13 protein-coding genes are annotated in these 15,685 nt (G+C 50.7%); 11 read left to right on the top strand and 2 right to left on the bottom strand.

What is annotated here, in order from left to right; genetic code table 11:
* Window positions 1-149: 149 nt before the first annotated feature.
* Both ACYVAM_RS02535 and ACYVAM_RS02530 read left to right on the top strand, forming a co-directional pair.
* Window positions 150-644 (top strand): hypothetical protein, encoded by a 495-nt coding sequence (locus tag ACYVAM_RS02535; RefSeq protein WP_046574745.1) that lies wholly within the window; start codon window positions 150-152, stop codon window positions 642-644.
* Between the two features lie 198 nt (window positions 645-842).
* Window positions 843-3,137, top strand: a complete 2,295-nt coding sequence (locus ACYVAM_RS02530; RefSeq protein ID WP_461063591.1) for a T9SS type A sorting domain-containing protein — start codon at window positions 843-845, stop codon at window positions 3,135-3,137.
* Between the two features lie 90 nt (window positions 3,138-3,227).
* Here ACYVAM_RS02530 and ACYVAM_RS02525 read toward each other — a convergent pair whose 3' ends face one another.
* A complete protein-coding gene (locus ACYVAM_RS02525; RefSeq protein ID WP_461063589.1) occupies window positions 3,228-5,702 on the bottom strand; it encodes a S9 family peptidase in 2,475 nt (824 codons plus the stop codon).
* 225 nt (window positions 5,703-5,927) lie between these two features.
* On the opposite strand from ACYVAM_RS02525, the gene ACYVAM_RS02520 reads away from it, so the two are divergent.
* The 7 genes from ACYVAM_RS02520 (at window position 5,928) to ACYVAM_RS02490 (ending at window position 11,165) form a co-directional block, all read left to right on the top strand.
* Window positions 5,928-6,215, top strand: coding sequence for a YciI family protein (locus tag ACYVAM_RS02520; RefSeq protein ID WP_461063587.1), 288 nt, complete (start codon window positions 5,928-5,930; stop codon window positions 6,213-6,215).
* A gap of 28 nt (window positions 6,216-6,243) precedes the next feature.
* Window positions 6,244-6,438 (top strand): hypothetical protein, encoded by a 195-nt coding sequence (locus tag ACYVAM_RS02515; RefSeq protein WP_461063585.1) that lies wholly within the window; start codon window positions 6,244-6,246, stop codon window positions 6,436-6,438.
* Window positions 6,439-6,471: 33 nt separating this feature from the next.
* Window positions 6,472-7,155: an HAD-IA family hydrolase gene (locus ACYVAM_RS02510; protein WP_461063583.1), complete on the top strand. Its 684-nt coding sequence runs from the start codon at window positions 6,472-6,474 to the stop codon at window positions 7,153-7,155.
* A gap of 40 nt (window positions 7,156-7,195) precedes the next feature.
* Window positions 7,196-8,020, top strand: a complete 825-nt coding sequence (locus tag ACYVAM_RS02505; protein WP_461063581.1) for a PhzF family phenazine biosynthesis protein — start codon at window positions 7,196-7,198, stop codon at window positions 8,018-8,020.
* Between the two features lie 390 nt (window positions 8,021-8,410).
* Window positions 8,411-9,535 carry a radical SAM family heme chaperone HemW gene (gene hemW / locus ACYVAM_RS02500; protein ID WP_461063579.1) on the top strand — a complete coding sequence of 375 codons (1,125 nt, stop codon included), beginning with the start codon at window positions 8,411-8,413 and terminating at the stop codon, window positions 9,533-9,535.
* Window positions 9,536-9,628: 93 nt separating this feature from the next.
* Window positions 9,629-10,498, top strand: a complete 870-nt coding sequence (mtgA, locus tag ACYVAM_RS02495; RefSeq protein ID WP_461063577.1) for a monofunctional biosynthetic peptidoglycan transglycosylase — start codon at window positions 9,629-9,631, stop codon at window positions 10,496-10,498.
* 55 nt (window positions 10,499-10,553) lie between these two features.
* Window positions 10,554-11,165 (top strand): outer membrane beta-barrel protein, encoded by a 612-nt coding sequence (locus tag ACYVAM_RS02490; RefSeq protein ID WP_461063575.1) that lies wholly within the window; start codon window positions 10,554-10,556, stop codon window positions 11,163-11,165.
* A gap of 167 nt (window positions 11,166-11,332) precedes the next feature.
* Here the strand turns inward: ACYVAM_RS02490 and ACYVAM_RS02485 are convergent, their stop codons facing one another.
* Window positions 11,333-12,223 carry a hypothetical protein gene (locus ACYVAM_RS02485; protein ID WP_461063573.1) on the bottom strand — a complete coding sequence of 297 codons (891 nt, stop codon included), beginning with the start codon at window positions 12,221-12,223 and terminating at the stop codon, window positions 11,333-11,335.
* A 434-nt stretch (window positions 12,224-12,657) separates the two neighbouring features.
* Here ACYVAM_RS02485 and ACYVAM_RS02480 point away from each other — a divergent pair, with 434 nt between their 5' ends.
* Both ACYVAM_RS02480 and ACYVAM_RS02475 read left to right on the top strand, forming a co-directional pair.
* Entirely contained in the window at window positions 12,658-14,316 is a 1,659-nt protein-coding gene (locus tag ACYVAM_RS02480; protein ID WP_461063572.1) for a carboxylesterase/lipase family protein, read from the top strand.
* Between the two features lie 112 nt (window positions 14,317-14,428).
* Complete coding sequence (locus tag ACYVAM_RS02475; protein ID WP_461063569.1) at window positions 14,429-15,685, top strand: GDSL-type esterase/lipase family protein; 1,257 nt, start codon at window positions 14,429-14,431, stop codon at window positions 15,683-15,685.

Here is a 15,685-nt window from a genome sequence, read left to right as displayed (position 1 = left end):
GTTTTAGGGAGGGTTGCTTTCGATCGTTAGCGGGATGGCTTTGTGAAACACGTAACGGACAGCTTTTTAAGCCGCAGGGGTTTGTTTTTGGCGAACGATTGTGTTACTTTGGCGATCAGAAGGCGTTTAATCCCTCTGCCCATTTTGTAATGAACTTTGACGACGAAGACGACGACGATAGCTTCATGGACTGGGATGGTTTCGACGAGGACTATGACCCTGAAGAAGCCCGTGCCGAGATGGAGGCCGAAAACAGGCGCATTAAAAATTTGCCTATTCTTCGCAAAGCCAACGAGTTAATGGAGTTGACGCAGGCCATTGTCGAAACCATTAATAAGGAAGAAGATGTCCTGATGATGCATGAACAGATGCTGGCGAATGCGATGATGCTGGCGCCGAAAATTGTTGGTGCCGAAGGGGGCGATCTATACACGCTGCGTATGGAAAACGCGGTTATTATAAAAATGCATGCCCGTGAATTACTGGCTCAAACATCGTATTGCAAAGCCGAAAAGCTGACTCAAACCGCTTATCTGAACGTGCTGCGCGAGGAAATTGAACAGTTTAGACTGTTGTTCGTCGAATGGGTAAACAGCTTTGATAAAGATAATGACGCTCCGGATGACTGGGGTCTTTTTTACTAAGTTTCACACCAATTGATTCGGGTGACAAGGTAAAAAGAGAACAAACGCAAGAAGGCCACCCAGGTAGAGTCTGGGTGGCCTTCTTGCTGTATGGCTCACTCCATGGCCATCTGCTTACCGAAAACTAATAAACAAGTCGTCTCCTGCCCATGGTTATGGCTTGTAAACTACATTTGTGTTTGCGAAAACAGCTTCGTTATGAATAAACATGTACAAGTCTTTTTCTGGTTTTTTAGACAAACAAACCGAATAAGTCTACTCGGTTTGTTTGCGTTTCTCCGGTTAACGACAACCGCGTGGGCAGCCGGCGATGTAGAAACCCAGGCACCAACCGCATTCGCCGTAGCTGTGACCTCCGCAACCGTTTGTGCAGGCACCAAAACCGATCTGACCGCTTCAGGCTGTAGTGGGTCAGTCCGCTGGTCGACAACACAAACCGGGGCGACCATTACGGTGACACCGGCCAAAACAACAACGTATACCGCCTTCTGTGACATACCCAGCACAACCCCCGGCAGTGGTACGGCTACTAGTGTAACAACAACAACGGCTACGGGCACCGTACAGGTTTATACGCCTATTGTGCTGACGCCCAGTTCGTTGTCTACCCTATGTAATGGCGGCAAAGATGGTCAGGTAGCCATTAATGCCACGGGTGGGACCGGTGCGCTTCAGTACCAGTTTAATGGGCAGCCTTTTCAGACGGTCAATACGACGTTCGGTAATTTAACCGCTGGCACCTATGCTGTGGCTGTTAAAGACGCCATCGGATGTACGGCCCAGGCGACGGTCGAGGTGAAACAGCCCCCGGCGTTGAGTGTTAGTGTTTCGCCTGTTCTGCCCAAGTGTCTGGGTGGATCAGATGGCGCTTTGCTGGCTGTAGCCTTCGGCGGGGTGGGCGATTATCGTTACCTGCTCAATTTAGGCCCTCCTCAGGTAAGTGGCACGTTTATAAACCTAAAAGCAAATACAACGTATTCGCTGGGGGTGACGGATAAAAATAATTGCATATTTTTTCAGGATGTACTGATTGGCTCGCCGGTTCCTTTTGATATTAAGCTGGACATGAAGCCTACCCGCTGCACAGGTTCGGCGGATGGGATTGTTACCGTTTCGGCTACCGGTGGAGCCGGAACCTACCAGTATCAGCTAGGAACCAGCCCTTTGCAGACAGGAACACAATTTACGGGTCTGGCAGCGAACACGTACGAAATAACGGTAATTGACGGAAATGGCTGTCAGGGGAAGAAATCGGTGGTTGTTGAGCAGCCTGCTCCGCTAATATTGACTGCCGTTGCCGGAGCCGTTAACTGCTTCGGCCCCAACAGCGGCTCCATTAAAGTGACGCCCGCTGGCGGAACAGGCGCTACGCGCTATCAACTTTCTACGGGCAAGACCCCACAAAGCAGCAATGTATTCACCGGGCTGGCTGCGGGTGACTACACCATTGTGGGTACAGATGCCAATGGGTGTACGAGCCTTGTGTCGGTGACGGTTGGCAAATCTGACCCGCTGAAAGCCCAGGCTGTGTCGCTGGCTGCCACCTGCTGTATTTGCCCAACCGGTGCCGTAAAATTCACCACGACAGGAGGGATCGGTACCGTCAGGCAGTATCAGGTTGTTGGACAGCCTTACCAAACGGATAGCCAGATCAATGGCCTTCGACCAAATACTTATCGATTCCGAGTAGCCGATGAAGTTGGCTGCACCGATTCCATTGTGGCTGTGGTGACAGACGGAGGGGCCGTTACGCTATCGGTGGGTACGATCAAAGACGTGACCTGCAAGGGTGGTCAGGATGGCCAGGCAACCGTGCAGGTAGCGGGTGGCACCAGGCCATTTAAATTCTATTGGACCACTGAGCGCCGGGATACCCTGAAAACCTTTACGGCTACCCAGTCTACGTTGACCGAGGGCACCTACACGGTAAGCGTAGTCGATAGCAATCAATGCTCAACAAATACATTGTTTGTACCTCTGAAAGCCCAGTTTCCGTTACCGTCCAAACCACTCGTTACGCAAACAGGAAGTGGTGCCCTAACGACCGACCCGGTAGCTGGCATTCAATGGTACATTCGCGTGGGGGGCGACCCCGGCAAACCCGTTCCCAATGCGACAGGGCCATCGTTAGTACCCTATCAGAGCGGCCAGTATTATGTGGTCGTTACGGCCAATGGGTGTGCCTCACCACCATCTGAGGCCATTAATTTTGTGCTGACGGCGTTGGCCGAACCTGCTTCATTGCTCTCGGCTCGGGTGATGCCAAACCCAATTGTTGATCGATTACGGATTGAAATTGAACAGGACGAACGATCTGCCGTGATGGTTCAGCTACTGGATGCCTCGGGCCGGACGGTCATGTACCAACAGATACCCGCCTTTACCGGTAAAAAGCAAGCGGAATGGCCCCTGACGGGCATTACCGCTGGGAGCTATCTACTAAAGCTAACGGCCAGCGTTCGCCAATCGGTGATTCGCGTATTGGTGGAGTGAGGGTTTTTATGGGTTGTAGTTTATAGTTTATAATTGGCTGACGCGAATCTATACGTGCGTCAGCCAACCATAAACCACAACCTACAAACGCTATAACCGTTCTTCAAACAGCTTCAAAATTCGTTTGTACTCATCCATCCAACTGGTGGGTTCCACAAAGCCGTGGTCTTCCATGGGGTAGGTGGCTACTTCCCAATTGTCTTTTTTGAGTTCGATCAGGCGCTGCATGAGCCGGACGGTGTCCTGAAAGTGAACGTTCACATCGACCATGCCGTGGCAAATGAGCAAGTAATTTTTCAGTCCCTCGGCGAAGTAGATGGGAGAGGAGCGACGGTAGGAAAGCGAGTCGTTCTGCGGTTCGTTCAGAATGTTGGCCGTGTATGGGTGATTATAGGCGGCCCAGTCCGTAACGGGGCGTAGCGCTGCTCCGGCTTTAAAAACATCGGGTGTCGTAAACATGGCCATCAGCGTAATAAAGCCACCATACGAGCCGCCGTAAATTCCGATCCGTTTGGCATCCACTCCCTGGGTTGCCACCAGCCATTTGGCCGCATCGACATGATCGTCCAGATCTTTGCCGCCCATATGCCGATAAATTCCCGTGCGCCAGTCGCGGCCATACCCGGCGCTGGCTCGGTAGTCGATGTCGAGAACAGTATAGCCTTTGTCAGTCAGTAAGTTATGAAACATATATTCCCGCGAATACTGGCTCCACCACTTGTGGGCATTCTGTAAATAACCCGCTCCGTGCACAAACACAACGGCTTTGCCGGTTGATGTCTTTGGTCTATACAGACGAGCGTAGATCTGCTGCCCATCGCGAGCCGGAATCGTGACGAGCGTCGGTTCCTGCCAGGCATAAGCCTTGAAGGCTTCGGTTGGTGAGTTGGTCAGTTTAATAGGAGTAGACACACCCGCAGTCTGTGAAACTGCTGGCTGAGAAGCACGTTTAGGCGTTGCCAATGACTGTTGATGAACAGCCATCAGGTACAGTTCCCAAGGTTTGTTGGTAGACGAATACCGCACAGCCATCAGGGTTTCGTCGGGTGAAAGCGTTACATCGTTGGCCCCCGTCATGTTCGTCAGGCGCGTTCGTTCTGGCCGTGAACCAGTTACCGGCATCCGATAAAAATGCTGCTCGCCCGGGTGAACTTCGTTGGTTTGCACGAAGAACTGGGTTTTGTCTTTTGATAATTGTACCTGCTGCACCTCAAACGTACCCGATGTCAGTTGCCTGCGTTCACCTGTGAGCACATTAACGGTGTAGATATGGGAGTAGCCATCCGCTTCCGACTGAAACCAAAGCGTCTGATTATCGGCCAGGAAATTCATGTTGCCCGGCGAGTTAAGCGAACCAATACCCGGCCCACCAATCCAGGTGTCTTCATGTTGTCGGTCGAGGAGGGAAAGCGTCAGCGTTTCCGGTACAAAACGCATAATCCAGCGATCCTTGTTATCCAATGACCGGACCACAACCACACAAACTTTTCCGTTATCCGACCAGACGGGTCCACTAATAACGACCGGACGCATCTTTTTGGCCGTATCGGCTTTCGCTTTTCCGACCGATTGTAGATAGGCCGGTCTGTCCATAATACCCGGAATATCTTTTATGGACACCGCCCGAACCGTGTCCTTCGCTATATCATAAACGAAAAACTCCTGACTGGCAGCGGGAGCGCCCACCTTCGTCCGACCCGGAATATCTTCCGTATAGCCCGACTCGGTTACGTAATTGGGAACCTGCGTATTTTTTACGCCCGTTGCGGGCTTCGTTAAGCGATAGGTAACGAAACGCCCGTCGGGGCTGAGTTGCGGATTAACGACCGTTTTGTCATCCAGGTAAATCTCTTTGGCGCGTTTGGGCCGGTCGGCTTTGCTGATCCGATCGGCTTCATCCTTTTTCTCTTTCCGTTCTTTCAGCACCGACGACAGCCGGAGTTGATCCTGTTTCAGAAATTTCTCTTCATCGGTTAATTTGGGTTCGGCTTTTTTCGCGCCCGTGCGAAAATCAGTAAGCTGGAGTAGCTCGCCGGTTTTCAGATCGATGCTATACAAATTGGACCCGCTTCGCCGAAAAACGACCTTCTGTTCATCACCCGAGAACGTGGGATCCACTTCGTTTTCGACCGTATTGGTCAATTGACGGACCGACCCCGACTTAACGTCGAGCAGAAACAAGTCGCCCTGGCGGTCAAACAGCCGCTGTGTGTAGGCGCGGTTGTAGGTCGATACGGGTGGCGTTGGCAGCGCTCGGCGCTCGCTGGGACTAACTTTTATCGGTTCCGAGGCTGTCAGCGTTTTTTTGCGGGCATCGCGAAGGATGGTCACCTTGTAAAGTGAATCACCTTTTGCGGGACCACCTTTGGCCTGGCTGGGATTCCAGGTAAAATAAAGTGTCTTAGAGTCGTCGGACCAGAACGGATTTGTTGGCGACGTGCCGACCCAGCTTTTTGGGTCCTGCATGATGGTTTCGACGGTCAGCGTGGGGGGATTATTGGACGAAGATTGCGCCCACAGCGATGTGGCAGGCAACAGAAGTAGCCCGTAGAGGAAGCGATTCATTGATGAATGACGTGAGAGATTGGCCAAAAGCCGGAAATTAGGAAGAAAACAGCGAAAGACTTACTTTTCGACCTGAAAACGCACACCAATCCGGCTACAGACCCGATTGTCCGGACTTGGTAGCCCATGCCCTCACTGCAGTTTATTTTGACCAAAATCTAATCCCATAGCATTGGCTGGCAGTCGAAAGATGGTATCTTGCTTACTGAAACAATTGTCTGCTTGATGAAGTACATTGTACACGCTTACGATCATACCGACCCCGGTGCTCTTGACCGGCGCATGGCTGTTCGGCCAGCTCACCTGACGTATGTCCGTCAACTAAAAGAGAAGGGCCAGTTTGTGCTCGGAGGGGCGCTCCTCAATCCCGAACAAATCATGATCGGGTCCATGCTCATCCTTGACCTCGACACAGAAGCGGACCTTCAGCAGTATCTGAAGACAGATCCGTATGTTGTGGAGGGTGTCTGGGAAACATTGGATGTGAAACCGTTTCGGCAGGCAGATGTATAACGGCCGGTTCCCTAAGATCCTACCACCGATGCGCCCTGAACGATCATGGTTGACCTATTTAACGGGTATATTCCTTTTATCCTGTTTGGGATCACTTTCTGCCTGTGGGCAGGAGACAAAAACGAAAACAGCTACGGTTCCCGTCGATACAACCATTGTTGACGACGATACGCTTGAGGTCAATGACGTGCCCAAAGCTAAACAAACAGAGCACGCCCGTTGATTATTAAAGTGTAAAACTAATACCTTACGAATTTTGATAGACGCAGCAATATTTGATATGGATGGGCTGCTGGTGGACTCTGAGCCTCACTGGCGTGCTATGGAACGGGTGGTATTTGATACCGTTGGCCTACATCTGACCGACGAAGAGTGCAAGCAAACCACAGGAATGCCCATCCTGGAAGTTGTCCGGTACTGGTTTGCCCGGGCTCCCTGGTCGGAGGAGGCCGCAGCGGGAAGGAGTCTTGAAAATCTGGCCGATGCCATCACCGACGGGGTCCATGACCGCATTGCGAGGCTGGCCGAACCGATGCCGGGCGCCATCGAAACCTTACAATTCTTTGTTAGCCGGGGTATTCCAACGGCCATCGCTTCGGCCTCGCCCATGAGTTTGATCGAAGTGGTCGTGAATCGGTTGGGCATTCGGGACGCGCTGACGCTCTGGCACTCGGCCACGCTGGAAGCCCGTAACAAACCAGCTCCCGATGTGTACCTGGGCACGGCCCGTAAGCTAGCTGTATCGCCTGCCAATTGCCTGACCTTTGAAGATTCGGGAAGCGGTCTGCTATCGGCTTATTCGGCGGGCATGCGGACCGTAGCCGTACCGGCAGCGTTTGAGTATAGCGATCCGAAATTTGATATTGCCGACCTGATTATACCGGCGCTGACAGCGTTTACGGTCGATACATTTAGTCTGTTGCAAGCCAAAGATCAATAGTCCTAATTTCCTAAACCGTGCCTTGTGCACCCTTAATCGTATGAGAATTTATCAACTTGATGCCTTTACCGACAAGCTTTTTGCTGGTAATCCGGCGGCTGTTGTGCCACTGGCTGAGTGGCTTCCCGATGAGCAGATGCAGCGGATAGCCGCTGAAAACAACCTGGCTGAAACCGCTTTTTACGTGAAAACCGACGAAGAAAGAACCTACCATATTCGTTGGTTTACGCCCACGGTGGAAGTTGAATTATGCGGCCATGCGACGCTGGCGACGGGCTATGTCGTGTTTTTTCTGGAAAACGGTGCGCCCGAAAACGACCAGATCTTTTTCAACTCCCGCAGTGGTTTATTAAAGGTTTGCCGGGGAGAAAATGGCTGGCTCACCCTCGATTTTCCGGCCGATCCGGTGCATAAAGCGAATGTACAGCCACCTGCGCTGATCGCCAGTATGGGCGAAAAACCGGTTGGTATTTTTAAAGGGAAAACCGATTACATGCTGGTTTATGAAACCCAGGCCCAGATCGAGGCCCTGCAGCCGGACTTTCGGGAAATGAGCAGCGTTCCAGCCCGGGGAGTCATTGTAACAGCACCTGGCCAGGATAATCAGGGAGAAACGGTCGATTTCGTGTCGCGGTTTTTTGGACCACAGTCGGGCATCGATGAAGACCCTGTCACGGGTTCGGCACACACGACGCTAGTTCCCTATTGGGCTGAAAAACTTGGTAAAACGGAATTGACTGCCCGTCAGCTTTCCAAACGGGGCGGCTACCTGCGTTGTAAACTTAATGATGACGGCGAAAATTCCGCCCGAGTTGATATATCAGGGCAAGTGCAGTTGTACTTAACGGGTGAAATTCATCCGTAAGCTCTGTTTTTATCTTTGCAACTTCTTTTGAATCTAGGGAATAGATTCAAAAGAAGTTGCAAGGAATTTGCTAATTTTAATTTGTAATAAATCTAAACAAGCTTACCTTTGCGCTCGTAAACGACTTCCGTGAATGACTGCCGAGTATAATTTTTCTGAAAACATAGGGGCTGCGAGTGAAGCCAAACCCTTGCTGCAGGTCAATCCTTTTTTAAGCCAGGAGTGTGTGTTGAAAAAGTGTTGTAAGAAGTACAAGAAAGGAAAACGCTGCAAGAAGTGTCCTGATTGATCGAGCTTGCCCTTCGGTCTTATTTAAGTCTTGGTTAGGCAGGTTCATCCTTTTCTCCTCTTTTGTGAACCCAATAGCTGCCTTTGTTGTCATTGAGATAGATGCATCTCTATCTACATATACCTTTTTGCAAGCAAGCCTGCCACTACTGCGACTTCCATTTTAGCACCAGTCTGGGGCAGAAATCAGCGCTGGTTGATGCGCTCTGTACCGAGATTTCCCTGCAAAAAGACTACCTGCCCAGTCGAACGCTCGAAACCATCTATTTCGGCGGAGGAACACCATCTCTGCTGACTGAGCGCGAAATCCAACAGATCTTTGCCGCCATACAAACGCATTTCACTGTGTCGCCCACGGCAGAGATAACGCTCGAAGCCAATCCCGACGATCTGAATCTGGAGAAGCTGACGATGTTGCGTACCTATGTCAATCGCTTAAGTATTGGTATACAGACGTTTGATGAAGCCACACTCCGCTGGATGAACCGTGCTCACACCGCAACTGAGGCTGAAGCCTGTGTTCGGCTAGCCCGGGAAGCGGGCTTTGAGAATATGAGCGTCGATCTGATCTATGGCATTCCAAACAGGGATACGACGCGCTGGCAGCTTGATTTACAGAAAGTCCTTGCGCTCGACGTACCACACCTTTCAGCCTATGCCCTGACCATTGAGCCCGACACTGCGTTTGGCCGCTGGCAGAAAAAAGGAAAACTGCCGCCCGCTGACGAAGACAGTGCCGCCGAACAGTTTGAAGAGCTGACGAAGGCATTGAATGAGGCAAATTACGACCATTACGAAATCTCCAACTTTGCCAAACCTGATCAGTACGCCCGGCATAATAGCGCCTACTGGCAACGTCGGCCCTACCTCGGCATTGGGCCGAGTGCACACTCCTATAATGGGCATTCGCGGCAATACAATCTGGCAAACAACAGCCGGTACATTGCCGCCATCAGTCAAGGCAAGCTCCCTGCTACCCTCGAAACGCTAACGATTGCCGATCAGGTAAACGAGTATTTATTAACCGGTCTCCGAACAAAGTGGGGTTGTTCGCTGGCTGACCTCAATGCCTTGCTAACCAGTAACTTTGCTGAAAAACAGGCTCGTGATCTTACGGCTATGTATGCAACCGGCTGGCTTTCACGCGTGGGTGATCGCTTATTACTGACCCAGTCGGGAAAGCTTTTTGCCGACCGGGTGGCCGCTACCTTATTTGTTGAGGAGTAGATGTAACGCTTTTTCATAATTTACACGTTAATTCGTGGAAAGCGCGGGTTTAGAGCCGCCAGCATACTATTTTCGCGGTAAGACTCTTCAGCTATGAACCCGCAACGTCCGGTAAACACTTTTCGCACGTCTCCAGCGCCGACACCCAGGCCAAAGGCGGCCAACTCCTCTGCTCAACGGACGCAGCCAGCCGGACGAAAACCCGCGTCAGAGAAAAAAACTTCGTCGGGAAAGTGGCAGCAGGCCCGTCACTTTATCCGCGAACGGCCCATGTTGGAACGGGTTTACTGGTTCGCTATCAAAGCGTTTCTCTGGCTGTTTTTTGGTTCATTTGGTTACGTCATTGTCTTGAAATATGTACCGGTTTGGGTAACGCCCTTAATCGTTTCCCGTTGGATAGACACCTTTGGCACCGACGAAAGTAGCCACGTCTACAAGCAGTGGCGTCCTTACGAAAAGATCAGCAAAGAAGCTGCACTGGCCGTGGTATCATCAGAAGATCAGGCATTTCCAACCCATTGGGGCTTTGACTTTGACGAGATCCAGGATGCTATCAAGGAAAACCAGACCCGTAAACGGCCTCGGGGTGCCAGTACGATTTCTCAGCAGGTTGCCAAAAATGTATTTCTCTGGAACGGCCGCAGTTACCTGCGCAAAGGATTGGAAGTGTATTTCACGGCTCTGATCGAGCTGATCTGGGGCAAAAAGCGTATTCTGGAAGTATACCTGAATGTGGCTGAAACGGGCCCAATGACTTTTGGTGTCGAGGCCGCTTCCCAACGTTATTACGGTCATTCGTCGGCGACTCTTTCCCGGGACGAAGCCGCCCGAATTGCGGCCGTACTGCCCAATCCACGCTTGTTTTCGATCAAAAAACCATCGGCTTATATCCAGCGTCGAACACGGCAGATTGCCCGGCAGATGCGCTATCTGGGTGGACAGAAATACATTCGAAATTTATAATGGGGGTAGCAGGGGTACTGCTAACAGAGTAGGTCTTGACTATTGCTTTTTCGTTATGAAGACTTTACTGCTTTCCTGGGGGCTATTGTTGTTAACGGCTGCTTCTTTATTGGCTCAAAGTCGTGTGTCTGTTGCCCCAACTTACTGGTTCAATTATAACCCTTACTCATACCAGGCTCGTATGACCTATAATGGATCGAGCACCCAGTTTCAAGCATCCGGCCATAATGTAATCTCTTCGTTCGGCTTGACCGCACGGTATCAGGTTACCCCTCGATGGGATGTCTCGGTGGGGGTATTGTATTACCGAAGCACGGATCACATCAAGAGCCCTCTGGGACCGTATGGCGAACCGACACCCTTTACCAGTAAGGGGTGGCAATTACCAGCCCTGATAAGCTACCGGTTAACTGCGCATCGTTTATCTCCTTATTTCTCCGCAGGAGCCATTTTTACCCAGAGCAAGACGTTTACAGCCCGCCCCATAACGACTGACGGAGTACTAGGAGTTGGTTTAACTTACCGGATCAATACGGGCTTATCGCTACTGCTGCAACCCACTGCCAGCTACTCCTTTTATCGGCCCGCCAGTGACGATTATTACCAGGTCGCTAAGTATAGCTCCTACAACCTGGGTATACAGGCTCAAGCGATCTGGCAATTCTGATCCAGAATAAGCTATGGATAACGCACAAATGAATGCAGTTTGGCTATTGAGTAGGCTGACCTAAAACTCATTTTGAGCTATATCACTCGCTTATGCAGGCCCTCTTGCCAGGACCAGCGCGGGCGTATAGCGACCTGCTCTGTAGTATAGGCTACCGGGCTAGGGACTCAATTCGGTTCATAGTCGAAGCGCAGGACTTCTGTAATGGCGCCATTGATGATGGTTGTGCGGCTGGCTGGCAGGTTGGCTGCGTTATAAGTGTAGGTATACACCGTGTTTGTTCCATCGGAGTTGACGGCAGACAGTACGTTATTCTGGCTTAAATTAAGCGTGTTGTCAATTCCGCCGTACAGCATATAGAATGGACCAAAGGCTCCGGAACCGGCGAATGGAAGAAACACCCCCGGTGCTGGAATGATGAATACGCCATAAAACGGATTTAGCTTATCATCGAATGTATAGGTCATTCGGATTGATCTGCTGTAAACGGGAGGATCAGATGGAGACCCTCCTGTACGGTAAACGTTAAAGTTCTCAGCGGAAGACGTCAGGTTATTTCCAGTAAAGGATAAGGCACCCCCTCCGGTTGACCGAAGTCCGCTCACACCAATGCTTTTACTATAGCCTGATACCTGATTCGCGGAGTTATATTGGAGCGATACACTGAACGTGGACGTCGAGTTGGCCAATCCCGATAACTGACCCGCTGCGTTATACGTCAGGGTGTACGTCTCAGCACTCGACCCACGTCGAACTTGTGAGTGTTGCACCCTGACTAGTCGGTTTTGCGTGTCGTACTGATAAATTGTGTTTTCGACCGGTGCCACTGTGCTGTCGGGCGCCTGATATGTCAAGATGGAACTCAGCCGACCCTGTCCATCATAGGAAAAGGCGTTCACCGTATTTTCACTGGCCCTGCCAGTAACTTGTTGAGAGATGCTCTTTACTCGCAAGCGATCGGCGCCGGGTGTCACTACATACAAGTGATCTTTGCAGCTCAGCAACTCAACAGCCATTAGCAGGCCGATAAATCCTTTGTATAAACGAGTGGTGTTCATGTAGGGTGTGGTTAAAGTTGATTCATACGAAAAGTTAATGAGCCATTATAAAGTGTTGATAGCCAATAGATACCATTAGAGGCTATGCACTTAAAAATTAGCAACGCGGGTACGAATGTATTTTTAAATTTATATTTATTATAGAAAAAGTCTATCAATAGTAGCTGAATTTATAAAACGGTCGTATTGAGCTTTATACACCCGGTTAGTCCTTGTGGAAGATAAGCCGGTCGCTTTTCACTTTTTATGAAAACTGGATCAGTGAAAACTACCCTGATTTGGCCTTAAGAAGTAAGGTATATAGCTGCTTGTGAAGCCAGACATAGTAAAAACGCTCCATAATGTTCCTTTTACAGAAAGACAAAAGAAGGCGCTCTCCACACGCATAATCCCTGGACATGTGTTTTTCCTGAACCAATAATAAGCATGCGACAATGAAACCATCAAGACGAAATTTTTTACAGTCGCTGGGACTTGGAGTAGCCAGTGTAGGAGTATCTCACCAGGCCACGGCAGTTGCTCCCCCCAAGACCAAAACGCCGAAACCATCAGGAGATGAGCAGATCTTGTTCGTCGGCGATAGTATCGCCGTTGCTAATACAGAACATGGCAAAGTCAGAGGTTTTATTCTTCGGGGTATCCACCAATTTTTAGGGATACCGTATGGCGCCGATACGTCCGGAAAAAATCGGTTCATGCCCCCGCAAAAACCTACACCCTGGGCAGATATCCGGCCCGCCCTCTGGTGGGGAAATTCGGCTCCTCAGATCATGGAAAAACGGTATGCTAATCCGTATGCGTCGTTTGTCGACCATTGGAATTATGACGATGTTTCGGAAGACTGCCTCAAACTCAACGTGTGGACACCGGCTTTGGATACCCAAAAACGGCCGGTGGTTGTTTGGCTACATGGGGGTGGCTTCGTGAATGGAAATGCGATTGAACAGGATGGGTATCATGGCGAAAATCTTGCCCGTTTGGGGAATGTCGTTTTCTGTTCAATCAATCACCGGCTCGGTTCGCTGGGTTATACGCAACTAAGTGCCGCTGGTGGCCATGCTGCGTCCGGCAATGTCGGCAATCTGGATATGGTGGCTGCCCTCGAATGGATTAAGAATAATATTGCCAACTTTGGAGGAGACCCCAACAAGGTAACCATCATTGGCCAATCGGGGGGAGGAGCTAAGGTGACTACCTTAATGAACATGCCATCCGCTAAAGGATTGTTTCACCGGGCCGTTGCGCTGAGCGGCAGTTCGTTGGCAGGAACCAATAAAGAGTATGCCGAAAAATTAGGGCTTAAAGTGATGGAAGAGGCTGGCCTGAAACCCGGCGAAATAGCTAAACTTCAGCAAATTCCATGGCGGGAGTACATCGACATTGCCAACCGGGCCGTTGAAAAAATGGCCGATGAAGCCAAAAAGCTTGGTATTCAGCGGGGAGGATTCGCTCCCGTAGCGGATGGCGTGGCCTTGAATGCGGGTGCTTTCTTCAACGATTCCAATCATTTCTCGGCGGATATTCCCCTGATGATCTGCTCGACGTTTCATGAGCAAAACCCCGACAGAACGGATGCGAGCCTGGAAAGTATTTCGCTGGCTGAAGTGAAAGAAAAAGTCAAACCCCGTTTCGGTGATAAGGCTGGCGAAATTGTAGATGCCTATGCGAAGAATTTCCCCAAGGCGCGTCCGATCGAGATTTGGGCCTTAGTCGTTTCTAACCGGAAAAACGCCGTTGCCACCGCCGATGCGAAAGCTTCGCAACAAAAGGCGCCTGTCTATCTGGCCTGGTTTGGCTGGCAACCTCCGTTATTCGACGGTCGAATGCGGGCGTTCCACTGCGATGACATCTGTTTCTGGTTTTACAATACCGATTTGATGCTCACCCACACGGGCGGAGGTAAAAGGCCCCGGGCTTTATCGGAAAAGATGGCAGGCTCTTTTATCAATTTTGTGAAAACCGGTAATCCAAATGGGGGCGGATTGCCCACCTGGAAACCGTATACAAGTCAAAATGGAGAAACCATGATTCTGGATGATGTCCCTAGCCTGGCCAACGATCCGGACCGTAATGCCCGGAAAGCATTGGCTTAGTGAGTCAGATGACTTAGCCGCTCTTTGCGTAAATCAATTTAGCCGTAAAGAGCGGCCCTGCTTTTCAGGAGAAAGCGGCCCTTCGGGACGTTGTATGTAAGTATAAAAACAGATGAGAAAGCGTACTGTACCGGCCATTCTACGTACTAATTTACTTGTATTCCTTTATCTTTTCTGCGGATCGGTCTTTGCGCAGACTACGCCTAAATCGGTTAATGAATCGCTCCAGAGCCCTTTTGAGCTAAAGAGTGGGGATCGGGTTGTCTTTCTGGGGAATTCATTGTTCGAAGATGATTTTCAGTATGGTTATCTCGAACTGGCCCTGACAACCCGATGGCCCGGTCGTGAGGTTACCTACCGCAACCTTGGCTGGACGGGCGATAATGTATTCGGCGTTGCCCGAAGCACCATTACCAACCCGCCAACTGGGTATGACTTACTGATGGAGCACATTACCAAAGCCCAACCGACGGTTGTTTTTGTTGGCTATGGCGGGATTGAAGCGCAGGAGGGGGAAGCCGGTTTAGCCACGTTCAGGGATGGCCTGACCAAATTGCTTGATAAGATTGACCAGCTCGGGGCAAGAACTATCCTGCTATCGCCCATCCCAATCCTGGCCGCCGACTCGGTGGCGAATCTGGCCAAACGCAATGCCATGCTGGAACGGTATGCAGCCACAATTGCGAAAATGGCTGAAGAGCGTGGCAAACGCTTTGTCGATCTGTTCAGGCCGATTCAGGAAGCTGGAAAAAGCGCCATTCTTACGGAAGATGGTGTTCACCTGAACGAAGCGGGGTATTATTACCTGGCAACCAGTCTCGAAAAAGGACTGGGGCTGGCCCCGCGAACGGAGCAAGTGACGATAACGGTTGTCAAAACGGGTGCGGAAGCAGCCGCTCCGGTCAAAATACGGGAAATGGGTACGAATACGGGGTCTCTGACCTTCACGATCGATCAACCGTACTTGCCCCTTCCGCTGCCCGTAAACGAAAATGGAGTAGTTGACAAGGGGCGGCAGGTCATTAAACTAACGGGGTTGAAAAAAGGTATCTATACTCTTACGGCCGATAATGAGGAGGTTATAACGGCGTCAGCCAGCCAGTGGGAAGCGGGCGTCGACATCAGACAGGGGCCTGCCTTCGAGCAGGTTCGTGAGTTGCAGCATATGATATTGAAAAAGAATGAGCTGTTTTTCTTTCAATACCGGCCGCTGAATACGACCTATATTCTGGGTATGCGCGCCTATGAACAGGGGCGGCATGCCAAAGGGCTGGAGGAGCAAAGCCTGATCATTAAATGGCTGGAAGGGCAGATTGCCCTGAAGCGCATACCCAAGCCAAGCGTCTATAAACTTACCCTTCTAAAGTAG

It is taken from the genome of Spirosoma horti, assembly GCF_054776595.1.
This window is presented reverse-complemented; position numbering and strand designations above follow the sequence as displayed.

Excerpts from the sequence above, each read along its gene's own strand:
- ACYVAM_RS02535 (WP_046574745.1), top strand. The coding sequence starts at position 150 with ATGAACTTTGACGACGAAGACGACGACGATAGCTTCATGGACTGGGAT.
- mtgA (WP_461063577.1), top strand. The coding sequence starts at position 9,629 with ATGAACCCGCAACGTCCGGTAAACACTTTTCGCACGTCTCCAGCGCCG.
- ACYVAM_RS02520 (WP_461063587.1), top strand. The coding sequence starts at position 5,928 with ATGAAGTACATTGTACACGCTTACGATCATACCGACCCCGGTGCTCTT.
- ACYVAM_RS02490 (WP_461063575.1), top strand. The coding sequence starts at position 10,554 with ATGAAGACTTTACTGCTTTCCTGGGGGCTATTGTTGTTAACGGCTGCT.
- ACYVAM_RS02515 (WP_461063585.1), top strand. The coding sequence starts at position 6,244 with ATGCGCCCTGAACGATCATGGTTGACCTATTTAACGGGTATATTCCTT.
- hemW (WP_461063579.1), top strand. The coding sequence starts at position 8,411 with ATGCATCTCTATCTACATATACCTTTTTGCAAGCAAGCCTGCCACTAC.
- ACYVAM_RS02530 (WP_461063591.1), top strand. The coding sequence starts at position 843 with ATGAATAAACATGTACAAGTCTTTTTCTGGTTTTTTAGACAAACAAAC.
- ACYVAM_RS02485 (WP_461063573.1), bottom strand. The coding sequence starts at position 12,223 with ATGAACACCACTCGTTTATACAAAGGATTTATCGGCCTGCTAATGGCT.
- ACYVAM_RS02475 (WP_461063569.1), top strand. The coding sequence starts at position 14,429 with ATGAGAAAGCGTACTGTACCGGCCATTCTACGTACTAATTTACTTGTA.
- ACYVAM_RS02525 (WP_461063589.1), bottom strand. The coding sequence starts at position 5,702 with ATGAATCGCTTCCTCTACGGGCTACTTCTGTTGCCTGCCACATCGCTG.
- ACYVAM_RS02480 (WP_461063572.1), top strand. The coding sequence starts at position 12,658 with ATGAAACCATCAAGACGAAATTTTTTACAGTCGCTGGGACTTGGAGTA.
- ACYVAM_RS02505 (WP_461063581.1), top strand. The coding sequence starts at position 7,196 with ATGAGAATTTATCAACTTGATGCCTTTACCGACAAGCTTTTTGCTGGT.